Source organism: Methylobacterium sp. B1, assembly GCF_000333255.1.
In the GTDB taxonomy this organism is placed as follows: Bacteria; Pseudomonadota; Alphaproteobacteria; order Rhizobiales; family Beijerinckiaceae; genus Methylobacterium; species Methylobacterium fujisawaense.
Genome location: NZ_BACT01000665.1, coordinates 1 through 14,617 on the forward strand (window position 1 = coordinate 1; position 14,617 = coordinate 14,617).

Genomic DNA, 14,617 nt, shown 5'->3' on the forward strand with positions numbered 1-14,617 from the left:
GGGAGCGCCGGTCTCCGGAACGCCCTCGATGTCGGCGGCGAGTACGCCTACCGCCTGCGCGGCGAGACCCACACCTGGACGCCGGACACGGTGGCCACGCTGCAGCACGCGGTGCGCCTCAACGTGCCCGAGCGCTACCGGGAATATGCCGATCTTGTGAACCGCCAGGAGCACCAGCTCAAGACGCTGCGCGGCCTGTTCCGGATCAAGTCGGCCCCGGAGATCGGCCGTCAGCCGGTCCCTCTGGAGTCGGTCGAGCCGGCCTCCGAGATCGTCAAGCGCTTCGCCACCGGCGCTATGTCGTACGGCTCCATCTCCAAGGAGGCGCACGAGACGCTCGCCATCGCGCTGAACTCCTTCGGCGGCCGCTCGAACTCCGGCGAGGGCGGCGAGGAGGTCGAGCGGTTCAAGCCGCTGCCGGACGGGCGCTCGCGCCGGTCCTCGATCAAGCAGGTTGCGTCCGGCCGTTTCGGCGTCACGACGGAATACCTAGTCAATTCCGACATGATGCAGATCAAGGTCGCGCAGGGTGCCAAGCCCGGCGAGGGCGGCCAGCTGCCCGGCCACAAGGTCGACGCCAAGATCGCCAAGGTCCGCTACGCCACGCCGGGCGTCGGCCTGATCTCGCCGCCACCCCACCACGACATCTACTCGATCGAGGATCTGGCCCAGCTGATCTTCGACCTGAAGAACGTGAATCCGTCGGCGGACGTGTCGGTGAAGCTCGTTTCCGAGGTCGGTGTCGGCACGGTCGCGGCCGGCGTCGCCAAGGCGCGGGCCGACCACATCACGATCTCGGGCTTCGACGGCGGCACCGGTGCCGCGCCGCTGACCTCGCTCAAGCATGCGGGCGGGCCGTGGGAGACCGGGCTGGCCGAGACCCAGCAGACGTTGGTGCTCAACGGCCTGCGCGGGCGCGTCGCCCTCCAGGCCGACGGCGGTATCCGCACCGGGCGCGACGTGATCATCGCGGCCCTGCTCGGCGCCGACCAGATGGGCTTCTCGACGGCGCCGCTGATCGCCGCCGGCTGCATCATGATGCGCAAGTGCCATCTGAACACCTGTCCGGTGGGCGTTGCCACGCAGGATCCGGTGCTGCGCAAGCGCTTCAAGGGCACGCCCGAGCACGTGGTGAACTACTTCTTCTTCGTGGCCGAGGAGGTGCGCGAGATCCTGGCGTCGCTGGGCTTCACCAAGCTGGAGGAAGCGGTCGGACGCTCGGACCTGCTCGACAAGGTCGACGCCATCGCCCACTGGAAGGCGCGCGGGCTCGACTTCACCAAGCTGTTCCATCGGCCGAAGGTGGCCGAGGGCACGGCGATCCGCCACGTGGAGGTGCAGCATCACCCGATCGACACGGTCCTCGACCGTCGCCTGATCGCGGGTGCCCAGCGCGCCATCGAGACCGGCGAGCCCGTGGTCCTGACCGACACGATCCGGAATTCGGATCGGGCGACCGGAGCGATGCTGTCCGGCATGGTCGCCAAGGCGCATGGGCACGAGGGCCTGCCCGACGACACCATCGTGGTGAAGCTCGCCGGCACCGCCGGCCAGAGCTTCGGCGCCTGGGTGGCGGCCGGCGTGACCCTCGAGCTGACGGGCCACGGCAACGACTATGTCGGCAAGGGCCTGTCGGGCGGCAAGCTGATCATCCGGCCGAGCGACGCGCTGAAGTCGCCGCAGGACCGGACCATCATGGTCGGCAATACCGTGCTGTACGGGGCGATCGCGGGCGAGTGCTACATTCGCGGCTCTGCCGGCGAGCGCTTCGCCGTGCGGAACTCGGGCGCCATCACGGTGGTCGAGGGCATGGGCGACCATGGCTGCGAGTACATGACCGGCGGCGTGGTCGTTTCGATCGGCGAGACCGGGCGCAACTTCGCGGCCGGCATGTCGGGCGGTATCGCCTACGTGCTCGACGAGGACGGCTCGTTCTCGGCGCGCTGCAACCTGTCGATGGTCGATCTGGAGCCGGTCGAGGAGGAGGACGACCTGATGCGTCGCTTCCACCAGGACGGCGATCTGGAGACCAAGGGGCGGGTCGACATCCTGGCCGACATGTCCGGGCACGACGAGGAGCGGCTGACGCAGCTCATCACCAACCATCTCAAGTACACGGGCAGCCCCCGCGCCAAGGCGATCCTCGACGATTGGAGCGGCTACCGCACCAAGTTCGTGAAGGTCATGCCGGTGGAGTACCGCCGGGCGCTGCGCGAGATGGAGATGGCGCGGATGCCGGTGGCCGCGGAATAGGCGGACACCCGAACCGGGCGGTTCGCCGCCCGGTCACGCACGCATGATGTGAGACGACGCGGGCAGCGCAGTCACGGACTGGCCGGCCCAGGGGCGGACCAATGGGCAAGATCACAGGTTTCCTCGAGTTCGACCGGCAGGAGCAGAAGTACCAGCTCGCCGCCGACCGGGTCCGGCATTTCCGCGAATTCACGCTGCCGCTCGACGAGCACGACCTGACCAAACAGGCGGCCCGCTGCATGGATTGCGGCATCCCGTTCTGCCACGGCCCGACGGGCTGCCCGGTCCACAACCAGATCCCGGACTGGAACGACCTCGTCTTCCAGTCGGATTGGGAGGAGGCTGCGCGCAACCTCCATTCCACCAACAACTTCCCCGAATTCACCGGCCGCATCTGCCCCGCGCCGTGCGAGGAAGCCTGCACGCTGAATCTCGAGAACCAGCCCGTCGCCATCAAGACGATCGAGCAGGCGATCGCCGACCGGGCCTGGAACATGGGCTGGGTCAAGCCCGAGCCCGCGGAGACCCGCACCGGCAAGCGCGTCGCCATCGTCGGCTCCGGTCCCGCGGGCATGGCGGCGGCGCAGCAGCTCGCCCGGGTCGGTCACGACGTCCATGTCTTCGAGCGCGAGCCGAAAGCCGGCGGCCTGCTGCGCTACGGCATCCCCGACTTCAAGATGGAGAAGCGGCACATCGACCGGCGCGTGCGCCAGATGGAGGCCGAGGGCGTCGTCTTCCACTACAACCAGAACATCGGCGTGACGAAGTCGGTGGACGAGCTCAAGGCCGAGTTCGACGCCGTGATGTTCTGCGGCGGCGCCGAGGATCCCCGCAACCCGCAGCTCCCGGGACAGGAGCTGGAGGGCGTTCACTACGCGATGCCTTATCTCGTCCAGTCGAACCGCCGGGTCAGCAGCGAGCCGATGCGCGGCAACGGCGAGCTGCCGATCCTGGCGGGCGGCAAGAACGTGGTCGTCATCGGCGGCGGCGACACCGCCTCCGATTGCGTCGGGACGGCGTTCCGCCAGGGTGCCCTGTCGGTGACGCAGCTCGACATCCGCCCCCGTCCACCCGAGCGGGAGGACAAGCTGACCGTCTGGCCGTACTGGCCGACGAAGATGCGGACCTCGTCCAGTCAGGCCGAGGGGGCGGAGCGCGAGTTCCAGGCCGCGACGCTCCGGCTCCAGGGCAACAAGAAGGGCCAGCTCACCGGGGTGGTCTGCGCCCGGGTCGACGCCAAGCGTCAGCCGATTCCCGGCACCGAGTTCGTCCTGCCCGCCGACCTCGTCTTCATGGCGATCGGATTCGCCGGCTCGGTCCAGAAGGGTCTCCTGGAGCAATCCGGAATCGGCGTGAGCAAGCGCGGCAACGTCGAGGCCAACGAGGACGACTACCAGACCTCGGATCCGAAGATCTGGGCGGCGGGCGACATGCGCCGCGGCCAGTCCCTGGTGGTCTGGGCTATTCGTGAGGGACGTCAGGCGGCGCGCGCCATCGACGAGACCCTGATGGGCGCGAGCGTCCTGCCGCGCTGAGGCCGACCGAGAGAGAGGCGCGCCCGGCTCAGCCGGGCGGCCAGCGGAAATCGTCGGCGCGGCCGGGCTGCGGCATGGGGGCGTTTCCGCGCAGCAGCGTCCGCTCCACGGTGCCGAGGTTGTCCGGCTCGCGCGGCCGCCCGTTCAGGAGGGCGCCGCCGGGCGAGACCTCCATGCGGCTTAGCGGGACCACAGGTCCGGCCGCGGGCTTGACCGGAAGCGCCGGCACACCGGGGGGTTCCGGCAGGCTCGGCAGCATGGCGGTGATCTGGCGATCGATCGCCGCGGTGTCGGTTGCCGGCGCGGGCCCGTCGAGGCTGGGCCCCGAGGTCGAGGACGGCGCCGTCGGCGCAACGGTTGCGGTGGGCGAAGGCTCGGCCGATCCCGGCACGGTGCCCATGAGGCGCTTCAGCTCGACATCGGCGAAATGCGCGAGCTTGCGGTCACCCGCTTTGGTGAAGTGGACACCGTCCGCGGTGCGCAGCTTGGCGATCTGTCCTTCCGGATCCGGTCCCGACGCCGCGTACCGGTCCCGATCGTCGACGAAGCCCGGCCAGATATCGACATAGGTGCCGCCGGCCTTGGTCACGCTGTCGCGCACGATCTCGTTCAGCGATGCGAGATCGCGGCTCAGCGATTCGCTCTGCATCGGCGGCAATCCGACCCAGATCAGCGGGATCCTGCGATCGACGAACACCTTCACCAGCGCTTCGACCCGTGCGCGATAGAGGGCACGCCAGCGATCCGTCAGCGGATCGACCGTCTCGTCCCCGTCGCGGATCGGCTGCCGATCGTTGGCGCCCATCATCACGAAGGCGTAGCGCACTTTCGCGTTGCTCTGGAGATAGTCCTGGGCAACCTTTGGCCAGTCGACCACGTCCTTGCGTACGAGGCCGCTGTCGCCTTTGGCACGGTCGATCACGGCGACGTCGGCATTGTCCTCGAAGACGTCGTCGAGGCCCTTCGCGAGATGGTCGGCCAGGGAATCGCCGAACACGGCGATCTGGACGTTCGGCTCGGTCTTGGCGACGGCCGGCTTCGGCGGCGTCGGCGCCCGCGCCGGGCGGACCCGCCGTTTCACCGCGGGAGCCGGTCGTTGTGCCTCCCCGGTCGCGTAGGGGGGACGTGAGCGTGGCGCCCGGTAGGTGCGCTCCGGCTGTGGCGCCACCGGCTGCGGCCTGTCCTCCCAGGGCCAGTAGAACTGGCGCGGCGCCTCCTGCTGCGGCGCATATCGCGGTTGGCGCCCGTATGTGCCGTCGTCACGGTAATACGCATCCCGTGGCCGACGCCGCGGCGGAGCCTCGTAATAGGTGCCGCCGCCGGGCTGCTGATAGCTGTCGCCCCATTGCGCGCGGGCCGGTCCCCCGCCGAGGACGGACAGACCGGCGAGCCCCAGCAGGGCCGCGAGGCCGAGGAGCAACGGGCGTTCCGAGTGACGCCGACGAGCGACTACCATGCGCATCCCGTACGCTGTACGCCGAACCCAACCCGTTCGGAACGCGCACAGTATAGGTGGAAGCTGACGGCGGGTCTAAACCTCTCGCGGGGATCAGCGTCGCGGCGACGCCGGCTGTCCCGTGACCCGGCTGAGCAGGGCCGGCGTGGCATAGCCGTCAGCCGGCAATCCGACGCTGATCTGATAGCGGCGCACCGCCTCACGCAGCTTCGGGCCGGCGCGGCCATCCGTCGGACCGTCGTAGAAGCCGGCGGCCGCCAGACCGGTCTGCAGGGCCCGAAGGCCCGGCCCGTCGAGGCGCGCCCCTGCGGCCGGCCAGGGAGCCGCCAGCGGTGGTCCGCCGCCGAGACGGTCCGCGAGGTGGCCCACGGCCAGAGCGTAGGAATCCGAGGTGTTATAGCCTCGGATCACCTCGAAATTGTCGGTGATCAGGAAGACCGGGGCGCCGAGGCCCCCGGGCAGGAACAGGCTGGCCCGGCCGCGGCCGGGCAGAGGTTTCCCGTCCGTGCGGGCAACGCCGCGCTCGGCGAACGAGCCGAGCTCGTCGCTGTATCGGCTCAGGTCGAAATCTTTCGGCAGGCGCACCTCGTAGCCCCAGGACAGGGCCGGATCCCAGCCGAGATCCTTGAGGTAGGCCGCGATCGAGGCGAGCGAATCCGCCGCGCTGGCCCAGATGTCGCGCCGCCCGTCCCCGTCGAAATCGACCGCATGTGCCAGATAGGTGGAGGGCAGGAACTGGACCTGGCCCATGGCCCCGGCCCAGCTGCCGCTCATCCGGTCGGGCGTGATGTCGCCGCGCTGCAGGATCGTGAGAGCGGCGAGGAGTTCGTCGCGAAACAGCGTGCCGCGGTGGCGCGCCGCGGCCAGAGTCGCCAGTGCCCGGATGGTGGGAACGCTGCCCGCGCTGGCCCCGAAATCCGATTCGACGCCCCAGAACGCCGTGACCATCGGCCCCGGTACGCCGAAGCGGGTTTCGATGGCCTGGAGGGTCGTCGCGACGGCCGCGGCACGGGCGCGTCCGCGCGCGATGCGTCCGGGGGAGACGGCGCCGACGAGGTAGTCCCAGACGGGCCGGACGAATTCGCTCTGGCGGCGCGTATGCGCCAGGATGCCGGGGTCCGGGCCGGTGATTCCGCGGAATGCCGCGTCGAAGGTCTGCGCGGAGACGCCCCGCGCCGCCGCGTCCGGTCGGAGCGCTGCCACGAAGGCCTGGAAGGTATCTTCGGCGCGGACCTCTCCCGCGGCGAGACAGGCCGCCGCGGCGAGCAGCCCTCTGCGAGACATCATTCGGTCAGATCCGGTTGCGCGTTTCCAGGCGCTCCTCCCAGGCCAGGGCCTGAGCGACGATGGCGTCCAGATCGTCATGCCGGGGCTGCCAGCCCAAACGCTCGCGGATCAACGCGCCCTCGGCCACGATCCGGGCCGGATCTCCCGCACGACGCGGGCAGAGCCTGACCTCGAAGTCGCGGCCGGATAGACGCTTCACGACCTCGATGACCTCAAGCACGGAGTAACCGCGGCCATAGCCGCAATTCAGCGTCAGGCTGTCGCCGCCCGACCGGAGGTGGTCGAGGGCCAGACGATGCGCTTCGGCGAGGTCCGAGACCTGGATGTAGTCGCGCAGGCAGGACCCGTCGGGGGTCGGGTAATCGGTCCCGAAGACGTCGAGCCGCGCGCGCTGCCCCCGCGCCGCCTGCGTGGCGACCTTGATGAGATGGGTGGCATTCGGCGTCGACTGGCCGGACCGACCCTCAGGATCCGCGCCGGCCACGTTGAAATAGCGCAGAATGACGTACGAGAAGCCGTGCGCGGCCGCGGCATCGGCGATCATCCATTCGCTCATCAGCTTCGAGCGGCCGTAGGGATTGATCGGCTTCAGTGGCAGGTCCTCGGGAACCGGCACGACCTCGGGCTCCCCGTAGACGGCTGCGGTCGAGGAGAAGATGACGTGCCGGACGCCGGCCCGCACGGAGGCCTCGACCAGCGATCGGGTCTTGACCGTGTTGGACAGGTAGTAACCTAACGGATCGGCCACCGAGTCGGGCACGACGATCTTGGCGGCGAAGTGGGCGAGGGCATCGATCCGATGCTGAAGGATCGTCTGCGTGACAAGGGCTTGGTCGGCCACGTCTCCGACCACGAGCTTGACGCCCTCCGGAACCGCCCAGTCGAAGCCGGTGGACAGATCGTCCAGGACGATCACCTCCTCATGGCCCGCATCGAGCAGCGCCAGCACCATGTGGCTGCCGATGTAGCCGGCACCGCCCGTAACCAGAACCGCCATGACCCCCCACCCTGACGCCGTCCCGCCGAGCCTGATTACGCGATTGCAGACGGGAAATTTACGCTCCGCTGCTTCATACTATCGACGTAGAACCCTTGCGACGGCTCGCGTTAAGCTATCTCACTGACGGCACCGCCGACCACGTCGCTCCATCCTGTTCCGGGGTTACCGTTTGATGAAACCGATCCGCAAGGCCGTCCTGCCCGTCGCGGGCCTTGGCACGCGCTTCCTGCCAGCCACGAAGGCGGTCCCGAAGGAAATGCTCACGGTCGTGGACCGGCCGGTCGTGCAGCATGTCGTCGACGAGGCCCGTGAGGCGGGGATCGAACACTTCATCTTCGTGACCGGTCGCGGCAAGGCCGTGATCGAGGATCATTTCGACATGGCGTTCGAACTCGACCACACGCTCCAGGAGCGGGGGAAGACGGCCGCCTATGAGGAACTGAAGAAGGACCTGCCGAAGGCGGGCCAGACGAGTTTCACCCGGCAGCAGGCCCCGCTGGGCCTGGGCCATGCGGTGTGGTGCGCCCGGGAGATCGTCGGCGACGAGCCCTTCGCGGTCCTGCTCCCCGACATGCTCAGCCGCGGCTGCATGAAGCAGATGCTGTCCGCCTATGAGCGCCACGGTGGCAACATCATCGCCGTCGAGGAGGTGAAGCCGGAGGAAACGCATCAGTACGGGATCGTGAGCGTCGGCGAGACCTACGGTCAGTCATTCCAGATCACCGGCATGGTCGAGAAGCCCAAGCAGGGCACGGCGCCCTCGAACTTCATCATTTCCGGCCGATACATCCTGCAGCCCGAGATCTTCGGTATACTCGAGCATGGCAAGAAGGGCGCTGGCGGCGAGATCCAGCTTACCGATGCCATGATCGACCTGATGGAGACGCAGGCGTTCTACGGCATGCGCTACGAGGGCCGGACCTACGACACCGGCTCGAAGCTCGGTTTCCTCACGGCCAATCTCGCCTACGCCCTCGATCGGGACGACCTCGCGGGGCCGCTGAAGGCTGAAATCGAGAAGCTCCTGAAGTGTCAGGGCTAAGGCGCGCTATTTCCGCGGCGGCCGAACCGCACAGATCCAGGCCCCGACCGGCGAACGCGGTGATCGGGGCCGATCGCTCACCCGGAGGCAGCGTGGGCGTCTTGCGTCCGTCGCACGCGGTTCAGGTATGCGCGCAGAGCAGCGGGATCCGACGATTTGCCCTTGCTTCTTGTGCGGCGCACTTTAATTTGTGCGTTGCGGGATCGCGATGGCGTCGCGGTCCTGCTGCCCTTCTTGGGCGTTTCCTCCCTAGACTTCGGGCCGCTCCTTCGGGAGTGGCCTTTTTTCTGTCTGGTCCTCCCGCATCCGTCTCCGCCGAACGTCCCGGCGCGATCGCTATTCCGCGGCGATTTGGCGCGGAACGACCTCCGCGAGATCTCGCGCGACCTCGACGATCACGGCGCGCAAGGCTCCGACCAGGGCCGGAAAGCCCGGCGTCGTCGCGAGGCTGACCTCGTTCATGTAGAGGCCGCGGTTGACCTCAATCTGGAGCGCGTGGCGATCCAGGTTCGGCTCGCCATAATGCTCCGTGATGAACCCGCCCGCGTAGGGCTTGTTGCGCACCACGCGAAAACCCCGAGCCCGGAACGCGGCCTCGAACCCGTCGATCAGCGCGGGCGCGCAAGCCGTGCCATACCGGTCACCCAGCACCACGTCGGCCTTCATCTCCGGGTCGCGGCCCAGGCTCGATGAGGGCATCGAGTGGCAGTCGATGAGCATGCAGCAACCATGCGCGCGCGCCGTGCGCTGGATGAGGCTGCGCAACGCGCGGTGATAGGGCTTGTACAGGCCCTCGATCCGGGCGGTCGCCTCGGCCACGGGCAGTCGCCGGGCGTAGATTTCCTGACCGTCTGCGACGACGCGCGGGACCGTCCCGAGGCCGCCGGCCACGCGCATCGACCGGGTGTTGGCGAAGGGCGGCAGGCGCCCGTCGAACATGCGGGGGTCGAGCTCGTACGGCTCGCGGTTCACGTCGAGGAAGGCGCGGGGGAAGTTGGCCCGCAGCAGCGGCGCGCCCAGTTCGACGACGGGCGCGAACAGGCGCTCGACATAGGCGTCCTCGGAGCGACGCAGCGCCAGGGCGTCGAGCCGCGAGGCTGCGATGAAGTCTGGGGGGTAGACGGCTCCAGAATGACCGGTATTGAAGACGAAGGGCAGGGTGTGCGCCGCGGGCTCGTCGACCGCAAAGGCCGGGGCAAATCCGAAGGCGTCTGGCTGTACCGGTTCGGATGCAGTCATCGGTTGGTGGACACCCCGGCGGTTGAACGAGGACGGCAGGTGCTCACTGTGGTGCGCGATCGACCGCCTGTCCACTCCGTGCCGGCGACTGGGGCAGTCGCCCGTGAGACACGCGGCTCCCGCTGCGCGCTCCATCCTAACACCTTGTTTACCATCGCCTCCCTTTATGGGATCAACTTCTCGACTCGAAGGCTCGGATCCGGCCGATGAAAATCCTGCTGGCGGAAGACGACAACGACATGCGCCGGTTTCTGGCCAAGGCGCTGCAGAATGCGGGCTATGATGTCCTGTCCTTCGACAACGGCCTCTCGGCCTACAATCGGCTGCGCGAGGAGCCGTTCGAGCTGCTGCTGACCGATATCGTGATGCCCGAGATGGACGGTATCGAACTGGCCCGCCGGGCCACCGAGCTCGATCCCGATATCAAGGTGATGTTCATCACCGGCTTCGCAGCCGTGGCCCTCAACCCGGATTCCAAGGCTCCGAAGGACGCGAAGGTCCTGTCGAAGCCCTTCCACTTGCGCGATCTCGTGAACGAGGTCGAAAAACTGCTGGCTGCCTGAGCCGGCCGCGGAGCCCCCGGCATGGCGCGACCGAGTTTGCCTGTGGCGACACGGGCATAGGCAAGTCGCGTCCCGCACTCCTATATGGCGGGAGTTCACGGTCGGGACGACGTTCGCGATGCAGCCGGTCACAATTTACACCACGGGCTGGTGTCCCTACTGCTCGGCGGCCAAAAGCCTGCTGAAGGAAAAGGGCGTGGCCTTCCAGGAGATCGACGTCGAGCGCGCGCAGGGTGCTCGAACCGCGATGGTCGAGCGCGCGGGCGGCCGTACGAGCGTGCCTCAGATCTTCATCGGTGCCACGCATGTCGGCGGCTGCGACGACCTGTACGCCCTCGACCGGGCGGGCAAGCTCGACCCGCTGCTCAAGGACACGGCCGATGCCTGAGGTCCGCTTCACGGCCGCCTGCGTGCAGATGCGGTCGGGGCGCGATCCCGCGGCGAACCGCGACGCGGCCGTGGCGGGTGTGCGCGAAGCGGCGTCCCGGGGCGCGGCCTACGTGCAGACTCCCGAGATGACATCCCTGGTAGAGCGGAGCCGCGAGCGCCTGTTCGCCCACGTCACCGCCGAGGAGCAGGACCAGACCCTGGCGGCCCTCCGCGAGACCGCGCGCCAGACCGGCACGGTCGTTCAGATTGGCTCGATCGCAGTCCGGTCCGGCGACAAGATCGCCAACCCGGCCTTCNTGATCGGCGCGATGGGCGCGATCCTGGCGTCCTACGACAAGCTGCACCTCTTCGATGTCGACCTGCCGAGCGGCGAGCGGTGGCGGGAATCCGCCACGTATTCCGGAGGTGCCTGCGCGGTCCTCGCCGAGACGCCGTGGGCCACCCTCGGCCTGACGATCTGCTACGACATCCGTTTTCCCGCCCTGTACCGCGCCCTCGCCGAAGCGGGCGCGGACGTGCTGACGGCACCCGCCTGCTTCACCCGTCAGACCGGGGAGGCCCATTGGCACGTCCTGCAGCGGGCCCGCGCCATCGAGACCGGCGCCTTCGTGATCTCGGCGGCGCAGGGCGGCCTGCACGAGGACGGGCGGGAAACCTACGGCCATTCGCTGATCGTCGATCCCTGGGGCCGGGTGCTGGCCGATGCCGGCGGGGCCGAGCCCGGGATCATTCTGGCGGAGATCGACCTCGCGCAGGTCGCCGAGGCCCGGGCCCGCATCCCCTCGCTGCAGCACGGTCGGCCCTTCACCATCGAGCGCGTCTCTTCCCAGGCTCAAGCGGCGCATCAGGCAGCACAGCAAGCGACAGAATGATCCGCTACAGTCTCGTCTGCGAGGCCGGACACGGCTTCGAGAGCTGGTTCCCGTCCTCCGACTCCTACGACACGCAGGTCGAACGCGGGCTCGTGACGTGCCCGGTCTGCGACAGCGCCAAGGTCAGCAAGGCCCTGATGGTGCCGAGCGTCGCCCGCACGGATCGGGCGCGCGCACCCGCGCCGCCCGCGAAGGCGGAGGCGGAAGCGCCGGTGACCATGGTCGCCGAGCCGGAGCGTCAGTTGCGGGCGATGCTGCGCGCGCTCCGGGAGCATGTGGTGGCCAATGCCGAGCACGTCGGCGCGCGCTTTCCCGAAGAGGCGCGCAGGATCCATTACGGGGAGACCGAGGGCCGTTCGATCTATGGCGAGGCGACCCCCGCGGAGGCGCGCGCGCTGATCGACGAGGGCATCGAGGTGGCGGCGATCCCGGTCCTGCCGGACGACCGGAACTGAGCGGATACCAGACCCGCCCCGAGCCTCAGGGCCGCAGGGCGGCGGTCCCCGCGAACGACGCCAGCACAGCCGAGACAAGGGCACTCCAGCCGGCGAGCGAGATCCCGGCCACCCGCAGCGCCGCCACGGAGCAATCGACGACCTTCGTGGTCTGGAGCGCGTTGAGGAAGTCGGCGACCTGGCCCGGATTCGTCCCGGTGCCGCCCCCGCAATCGGCCGGCCCCGGCCAGAAGCCCCATTCCGCGCCGGCGTGGTAGACCCCGATGCCGGCGCCGTAGAGGAGGCCGAGGGCGGCCAGCCCGAGGGCGATCCGTGCCAGGCGCTCCGGCAGGAACAGGGCCAGAAGGCCCAGGGGGATCGCGGCGTAATAGGGCAGCCGCTCTGTCAGGCAGAGCTTGCACGGCGCGTAACCGTATCCGTACTGCAGAACGAGCGCGGCTCCGACGGTGAGGGCGGAAGCGATTGCCAGCCAGAGGCCAGCGGTCTTGAGGCGCAGGGCGGCCGCCGTATTCATCGCTACAGGATCACCTTGAAGAGCAGGAAGCCGAGGACGATGACGGCGACGGAGATCGCCGCAACCGCGTTGAGGTGCCGGTCGAGCACGGCCCGAATCTGGACGCCGTAGCGTCCAAGCAATCCGGCCAGGATGAAGAAGCGGGCGCCGCGGGTCACGATCGACAGAACCGTGAACCAGAACAGGCTGTAATGGGCGAAGCCCGAGGTGATCGTGACGAGCTTATAGGGGATCGGCGTGAGTCCCTTCAGCAGGATCACCCAGTGGCCGTAGCGCGCGTAGGAATCCTGGAAGGTCGCGGCCGAGTTCTGCAATCCGTAGAGACGGATGAGCCATTCCCCGAGGGAATCGAACAGGAGGGCCCCGATCGCGTAGCCCACGAGTCCGCCGATGACCGAGGCGACGGTGGTGATCGTGGCGTAGAGCCAGACCCGGTCCGGTCGGGCGACCGCCATGGGCACCAGCATCGCGTCCGGCGGAACCGGGAAGAAGGAGCTTTCGGCGAAGGCCACAGCGCCGAGCGCATAGGGCGCGGACGGCCTGTCGCTGAGGGCCAGGATCCACGCGTACAGCCGGCGGAGCATGCAAGGTCCCGAAGTGAGCGATCGGTCGCCCTTTGAGCATAGGCGTCCCGCCTTGGCCAGATCGGCGCCCACCGCAAAAACAACACTTGGCCGGACCCGCCGACCTATGCGAAGAGCCCTCCGTACGCGGGTATGGCGGAACTGGTAGACGCGGGCGACTCAAAATCGCCAGCCGCAAGGCGTGGGGGTTCGATTCCCTCTACCCGCACCATGGCCATCCGGCGATCGTGCGGCCTATCCCGTCCGGCGGCTCCATGAGGAGCGACCCGATGTCCGCGCGGATCCTGTCGACGCGCGAAGTTCGGTCGCCCTGATCTCCTGATCGCTGCCCCCTATCTGTGCTGCAACGCGGCCGGCTTGGCCGTCCTGCGGAGCGGAGTAGGCACTTGAACGAGCGTGGGATCGTCGCGGTTCTCGGCGCGGGCATGGCCGGCGCAGCTGCGGCACGCCACCTTGCCGAGGCGGGCCTGCGGGTGCGGGTGTTCGACAAGGGGCGCGGCGTCGGCGGTCGGATGGCAACCACCATCGTGAGGGACGACAAAAAGGCGCCGGCCTGTTCGGCCGGCGCCAGTCGGAGGTCACCACGCGGCGGCGCGGGGGAGGGGCCCCGCGCCAGGAGGAGCCGGCCTCAGCCGTCCTTCTTGTTGAGCGAGACCGCCACGAACCGGGTCTGGCCCTTGCCGCTCTTCACCCGCATCAGCACGGCTTTGCGTCCGCTCGACTCGGCCGCCCGGATCTGCGTCGCCACATCCGACGGACGGGACACGCTCTGGCCGCCGACATCGAGGATCACGTCACCCGCCTCGATACCCTTGGCGGCAGCCGGCCCGTCGGGATCGACCTGCACCACCGCGACACCCTGATCCGACAGGCCGACATCGCCGGCCGGAGCGAGCTGCAGGCCGAGCCGCGGCTGGCCGTTGCTCGAATCCTCGTCACGGCTCGCCATCTTGGTGCCGTCGGTCGGCATCGTGCCCAGCGTCACCGTGGCGGTGTCGGACTTGCCGCCGCGCAGGTAGCTCAGCTCGACCTTGGCGCCGGGCTTCATGCCGGCGATCCTGCGCGACAGCTCGCGGGCGCTGTCCACCGTATCGCCGTTGACCTTCTCGATCACGTCACCGGCCTTCAGCCCGGCCTTGGCCGCGGGGGTGCCGTTCTCGGCATGGTCGACGAGCGCGCCCTTGGCCTTGTCGAGGCCCAGGCCCTCGGCGATGTCCTGCGTCACGGGCTGGATCTGGACGCCCAGGTAGCCGCGGGCGACCTTGCCGTCGGTCCGGAGCTGATCGACCACCGCCTGAACGGTCTCGGCCGGGATCGCGAAGGCGAGGCCGACGCTGCCGCCCGACGGGGACGCGATGGCGGTGTTGACGCCGACGACCTCGCCGTTGACGTTGAAGGTCGGGCCGCCTGAGTTGCCCTTGTGATGG

Annotated in this window: 14 protein-coding genes, 1 tRNA gene and 1 pseudogene; 9 read left to right on the plus strand and 7 right to left on the minus strand. The window is 68.8% G+C overall.

Going from position 1 to position 14,617, the window contains the following annotated elements; translation table 11 throughout:
* Together I53_RS19610 and I53_RS19615 are read left to right on the plus strand one after the other, a co-directional pair.
* Positions 1-2,253, plus strand: a 2,253-nt coding sequence (locus tag I53_RS19610) for a glutamate synthase-related protein (protein ID WP_043353800.1), incomplete at its 5' end; no start/stop codon positions are given.
* Positions 2,254-2,354: 101 nt separating this feature from the next.
* Positions 2,355-3,788: a glutamate synthase subunit beta gene (locus I53_RS19615; protein ID WP_043353802.1), complete on the plus strand. Its 1,434-nt coding sequence runs from the start codon at positions 2,355-2,357 to the stop codon at positions 3,786-3,788.
* A gap of 28 nt (positions 3,789-3,816) precedes the next feature.
* On the opposite strand, the gene I53_RS19620 is transcribed toward I53_RS19615, so the two are convergent.
* The 3 genes from I53_RS19620 to galE form a co-directional block, all read right to left on the minus strand.
* Positions 3,817-5,244 carry an SGNH family hydrolase gene (locus tag I53_RS19620; RefSeq protein WP_051044907.1) on the minus strand — a complete coding sequence of 476 codons (1,428 nt, stop codon included), beginning with the start codon at positions 5,242-5,244 and terminating at the stop codon, positions 3,817-3,819.
* A gap of 93 nt (positions 5,245-5,337) precedes the next feature.
* Positions 5,338-6,531, minus strand: a complete 1,194-nt coding sequence (locus tag I53_RS19625; RefSeq protein ID WP_043353805.1) for a lytic murein transglycosylase — start codon at positions 6,529-6,531, stop codon at positions 5,338-5,340.
* 4 nt (positions 6,532-6,535) lie between these two features.
* On the minus strand, positions 6,536-7,528 hold the full coding sequence (gene galE / locus I53_RS19630) for a UDP-glucose 4-epimerase GalE (protein ID WP_043353807.1): 993 nt from the start codon (positions 7,526-7,528) through the stop codon (positions 6,536-6,538).
* A gap of 175 nt (positions 7,529-7,703) precedes the next feature.
* On the opposite strand from galE, the gene galU reads away from it, so the two are divergent.
* Positions 7,704-8,573, plus strand: coding sequence for a UTP--glucose-1-phosphate uridylyltransferase GalU (gene galU, locus I53_RS19635; RefSeq protein ID WP_043353809.1), 870 nt, complete (start codon positions 7,704-7,706; stop codon positions 8,571-8,573).
* Positions 8,574-8,909: 336 nt separating this feature from the next.
* Here galU and I53_RS19640 read toward each other — a convergent pair whose 3' ends face one another.
* The gene (locus tag I53_RS19640; protein WP_043353811.1) at positions 8,910-9,812 is read right to left on the minus strand and encodes an N-formylglutamate amidohydrolase; all 903 of its coding nucleotides are present in this window, start codon (positions 9,810-9,812) and stop codon (positions 8,910-8,912) included.
* 206 nt (positions 9,813-10,018) lie between these two features.
* Between I53_RS19640 and cpdR the strand changes: the two genes are divergently transcribed.
* The 4 genes from cpdR to I53_RS19660 all read left to right on the plus strand — a co-directional run bounded on the left by cpdR (position 10,019) and on the right by I53_RS19660 (position 12,092).
* Positions 10,019-10,375 carry a cell cycle two-component system response regulator CpdR gene (gene cpdR / locus I53_RS19645; protein ID WP_003603128.1) on the plus strand — a complete coding sequence of 119 codons (357 nt, stop codon included), beginning with the start codon at positions 10,019-10,021 and terminating at the stop codon, positions 10,373-10,375.
* Positions 10,376-10,493: 118 nt separating this feature from the next.
* Positions 10,494-10,763: a glutaredoxin 3 gene (gene grxC, locus I53_RS19650; protein ID WP_043353813.1), complete on the plus strand. Its 270-nt coding sequence runs from the start codon at positions 10,494-10,496 to the stop codon at positions 10,761-10,763.
* The gene (locus I53_RS19655) at positions 10,756-11,637 is read left to right on the plus strand and encodes a carbon-nitrogen hydrolase family protein (protein WP_043353815.1); all 882 of its coding nucleotides are present in this window, start codon (positions 10,756-10,758) and stop codon (positions 11,635-11,637) included. The genes grxC and I53_RS19655 overlap by 8 nt, the downstream gene beginning before the upstream one ends.
* Positions 11,634-12,092, plus strand: coding sequence for a DUF1178 family protein (locus tag I53_RS19660; RefSeq protein WP_043353816.1), 459 nt, complete (start codon positions 11,634-11,636; stop codon positions 12,090-12,092). The genes I53_RS19655 and I53_RS19660 overlap by 4 nt, the downstream gene beginning before the upstream one ends.
* Before the next feature lie 25 nt (positions 12,093-12,117).
* Here I53_RS19660 and I53_RS19665 read toward each other — a convergent pair whose 3' ends face one another.
* Together I53_RS19665 and I53_RS19670 are read right to left on the minus strand one after the other, a co-directional pair.
* Positions 12,118-12,606: a disulfide bond formation protein B gene (locus tag I53_RS19665; protein WP_043353818.1), complete on the minus strand. Its 489-nt coding sequence runs from the start codon at positions 12,604-12,606 to the stop codon at positions 12,118-12,120.
* A 2-nt stretch (positions 12,607-12,608) separates the two neighbouring features.
* Entirely contained in the window at positions 12,609-13,190 is a 582-nt protein-coding gene (locus I53_RS19670; RefSeq protein WP_043353820.1) for a YqaA family protein, read from the minus strand.
* A gap of 126 nt (positions 13,191-13,316) precedes the next feature.
* Here I53_RS19670 and I53_RS19675 point away from each other — a divergent pair.
* Positions 13,317-13,401, plus strand: a tRNA-Leu gene (locus tag I53_RS19675).
* A gap of 127 nt (positions 13,402-13,528) precedes the next feature.
* Positions 13,529-13,708 (plus strand): annotated as a pseudogene (locus tag I53_RS35780) (FAD-dependent oxidoreductase); the annotation flags it as partial.
* A gap of 110 nt (positions 13,709-13,818) precedes the next feature.
* On the opposite strand, the gene I53_RS19680 reads toward I53_RS35780, so the two are convergent.
* Positions 13,819-14,617 (minus strand): PDZ domain-containing protein (locus I53_RS19680; protein ID WP_043353822.1); only part of this gene is annotated, 799 nt, incomplete at its 5' end.

Excerpts from the sequence above, each read along its gene's own strand:
- I53_RS19615 (WP_043353802.1), top strand. The coding sequence starts at position 2,355 with ATGGGCAAGATCACAGGTTTCCTCGAGTTCGACCGGCAGGAGCAGAAG.
- I53_RS19620 (WP_051044907.1), bottom strand. The coding sequence starts at position 5,244 with ATGGTAGTCGCTCGTCGGCGTCACTCGGAACGCCCGTTGCTCCTCGGC.
- I53_RS19625 (WP_043353805.1), bottom strand. The coding sequence starts at position 6,531 with ATGATGTCTCGCAGAGGGCTGCTCGCCGCGGCGGCCTGTCTCGCCGCG.
- galE (WP_043353807.1), bottom strand. The coding sequence starts at position 7,528 with ATGGCGGTTCTGGTTACGGGCGGTGCCGGCTACATCGGCAGCCACATG.
- galU (WP_043353809.1), top strand. The coding sequence starts at position 7,704 with ATGAAACCGATCCGCAAGGCCGTCCTGCCCGTCGCGGGCCTTGGCACG.
- I53_RS19640 (WP_043353811.1), bottom strand. The coding sequence starts at position 9,812 with ATGACTGCATCCGAACCGGTACAGCCAGACGCCTTCGGATTTGCCCCG.
- cpdR (WP_003603128.1), top strand. The coding sequence starts at position 10,019 with ATGAAAATCCTGCTGGCGGAAGACGACAACGACATGCGCCGGTTTCTG.
- grxC (WP_043353813.1), top strand. The coding sequence starts at position 10,494 with ATGCAGCCGGTCACAATTTACACCACGGGCTGGTGTCCCTACTGCTCG.
- I53_RS19660 (WP_043353816.1), top strand. The coding sequence starts at position 11,634 with ATGATCCGCTACAGTCTCGTCTGCGAGGCCGGACACGGCTTCGAGAGC.
- I53_RS19665 (WP_043353818.1), bottom strand. The coding sequence starts at position 12,606 with ATGAATACGGCGGCCGCCCTGCGCCTCAAGACCGCTGGCCTCTGGCTG.
- I53_RS19670 (WP_043353820.1), bottom strand. The coding sequence starts at position 13,190 with ATGCTCCGCCGGCTGTACGCGTGGATCCTGGCCCTCAGCGACAGGCCG.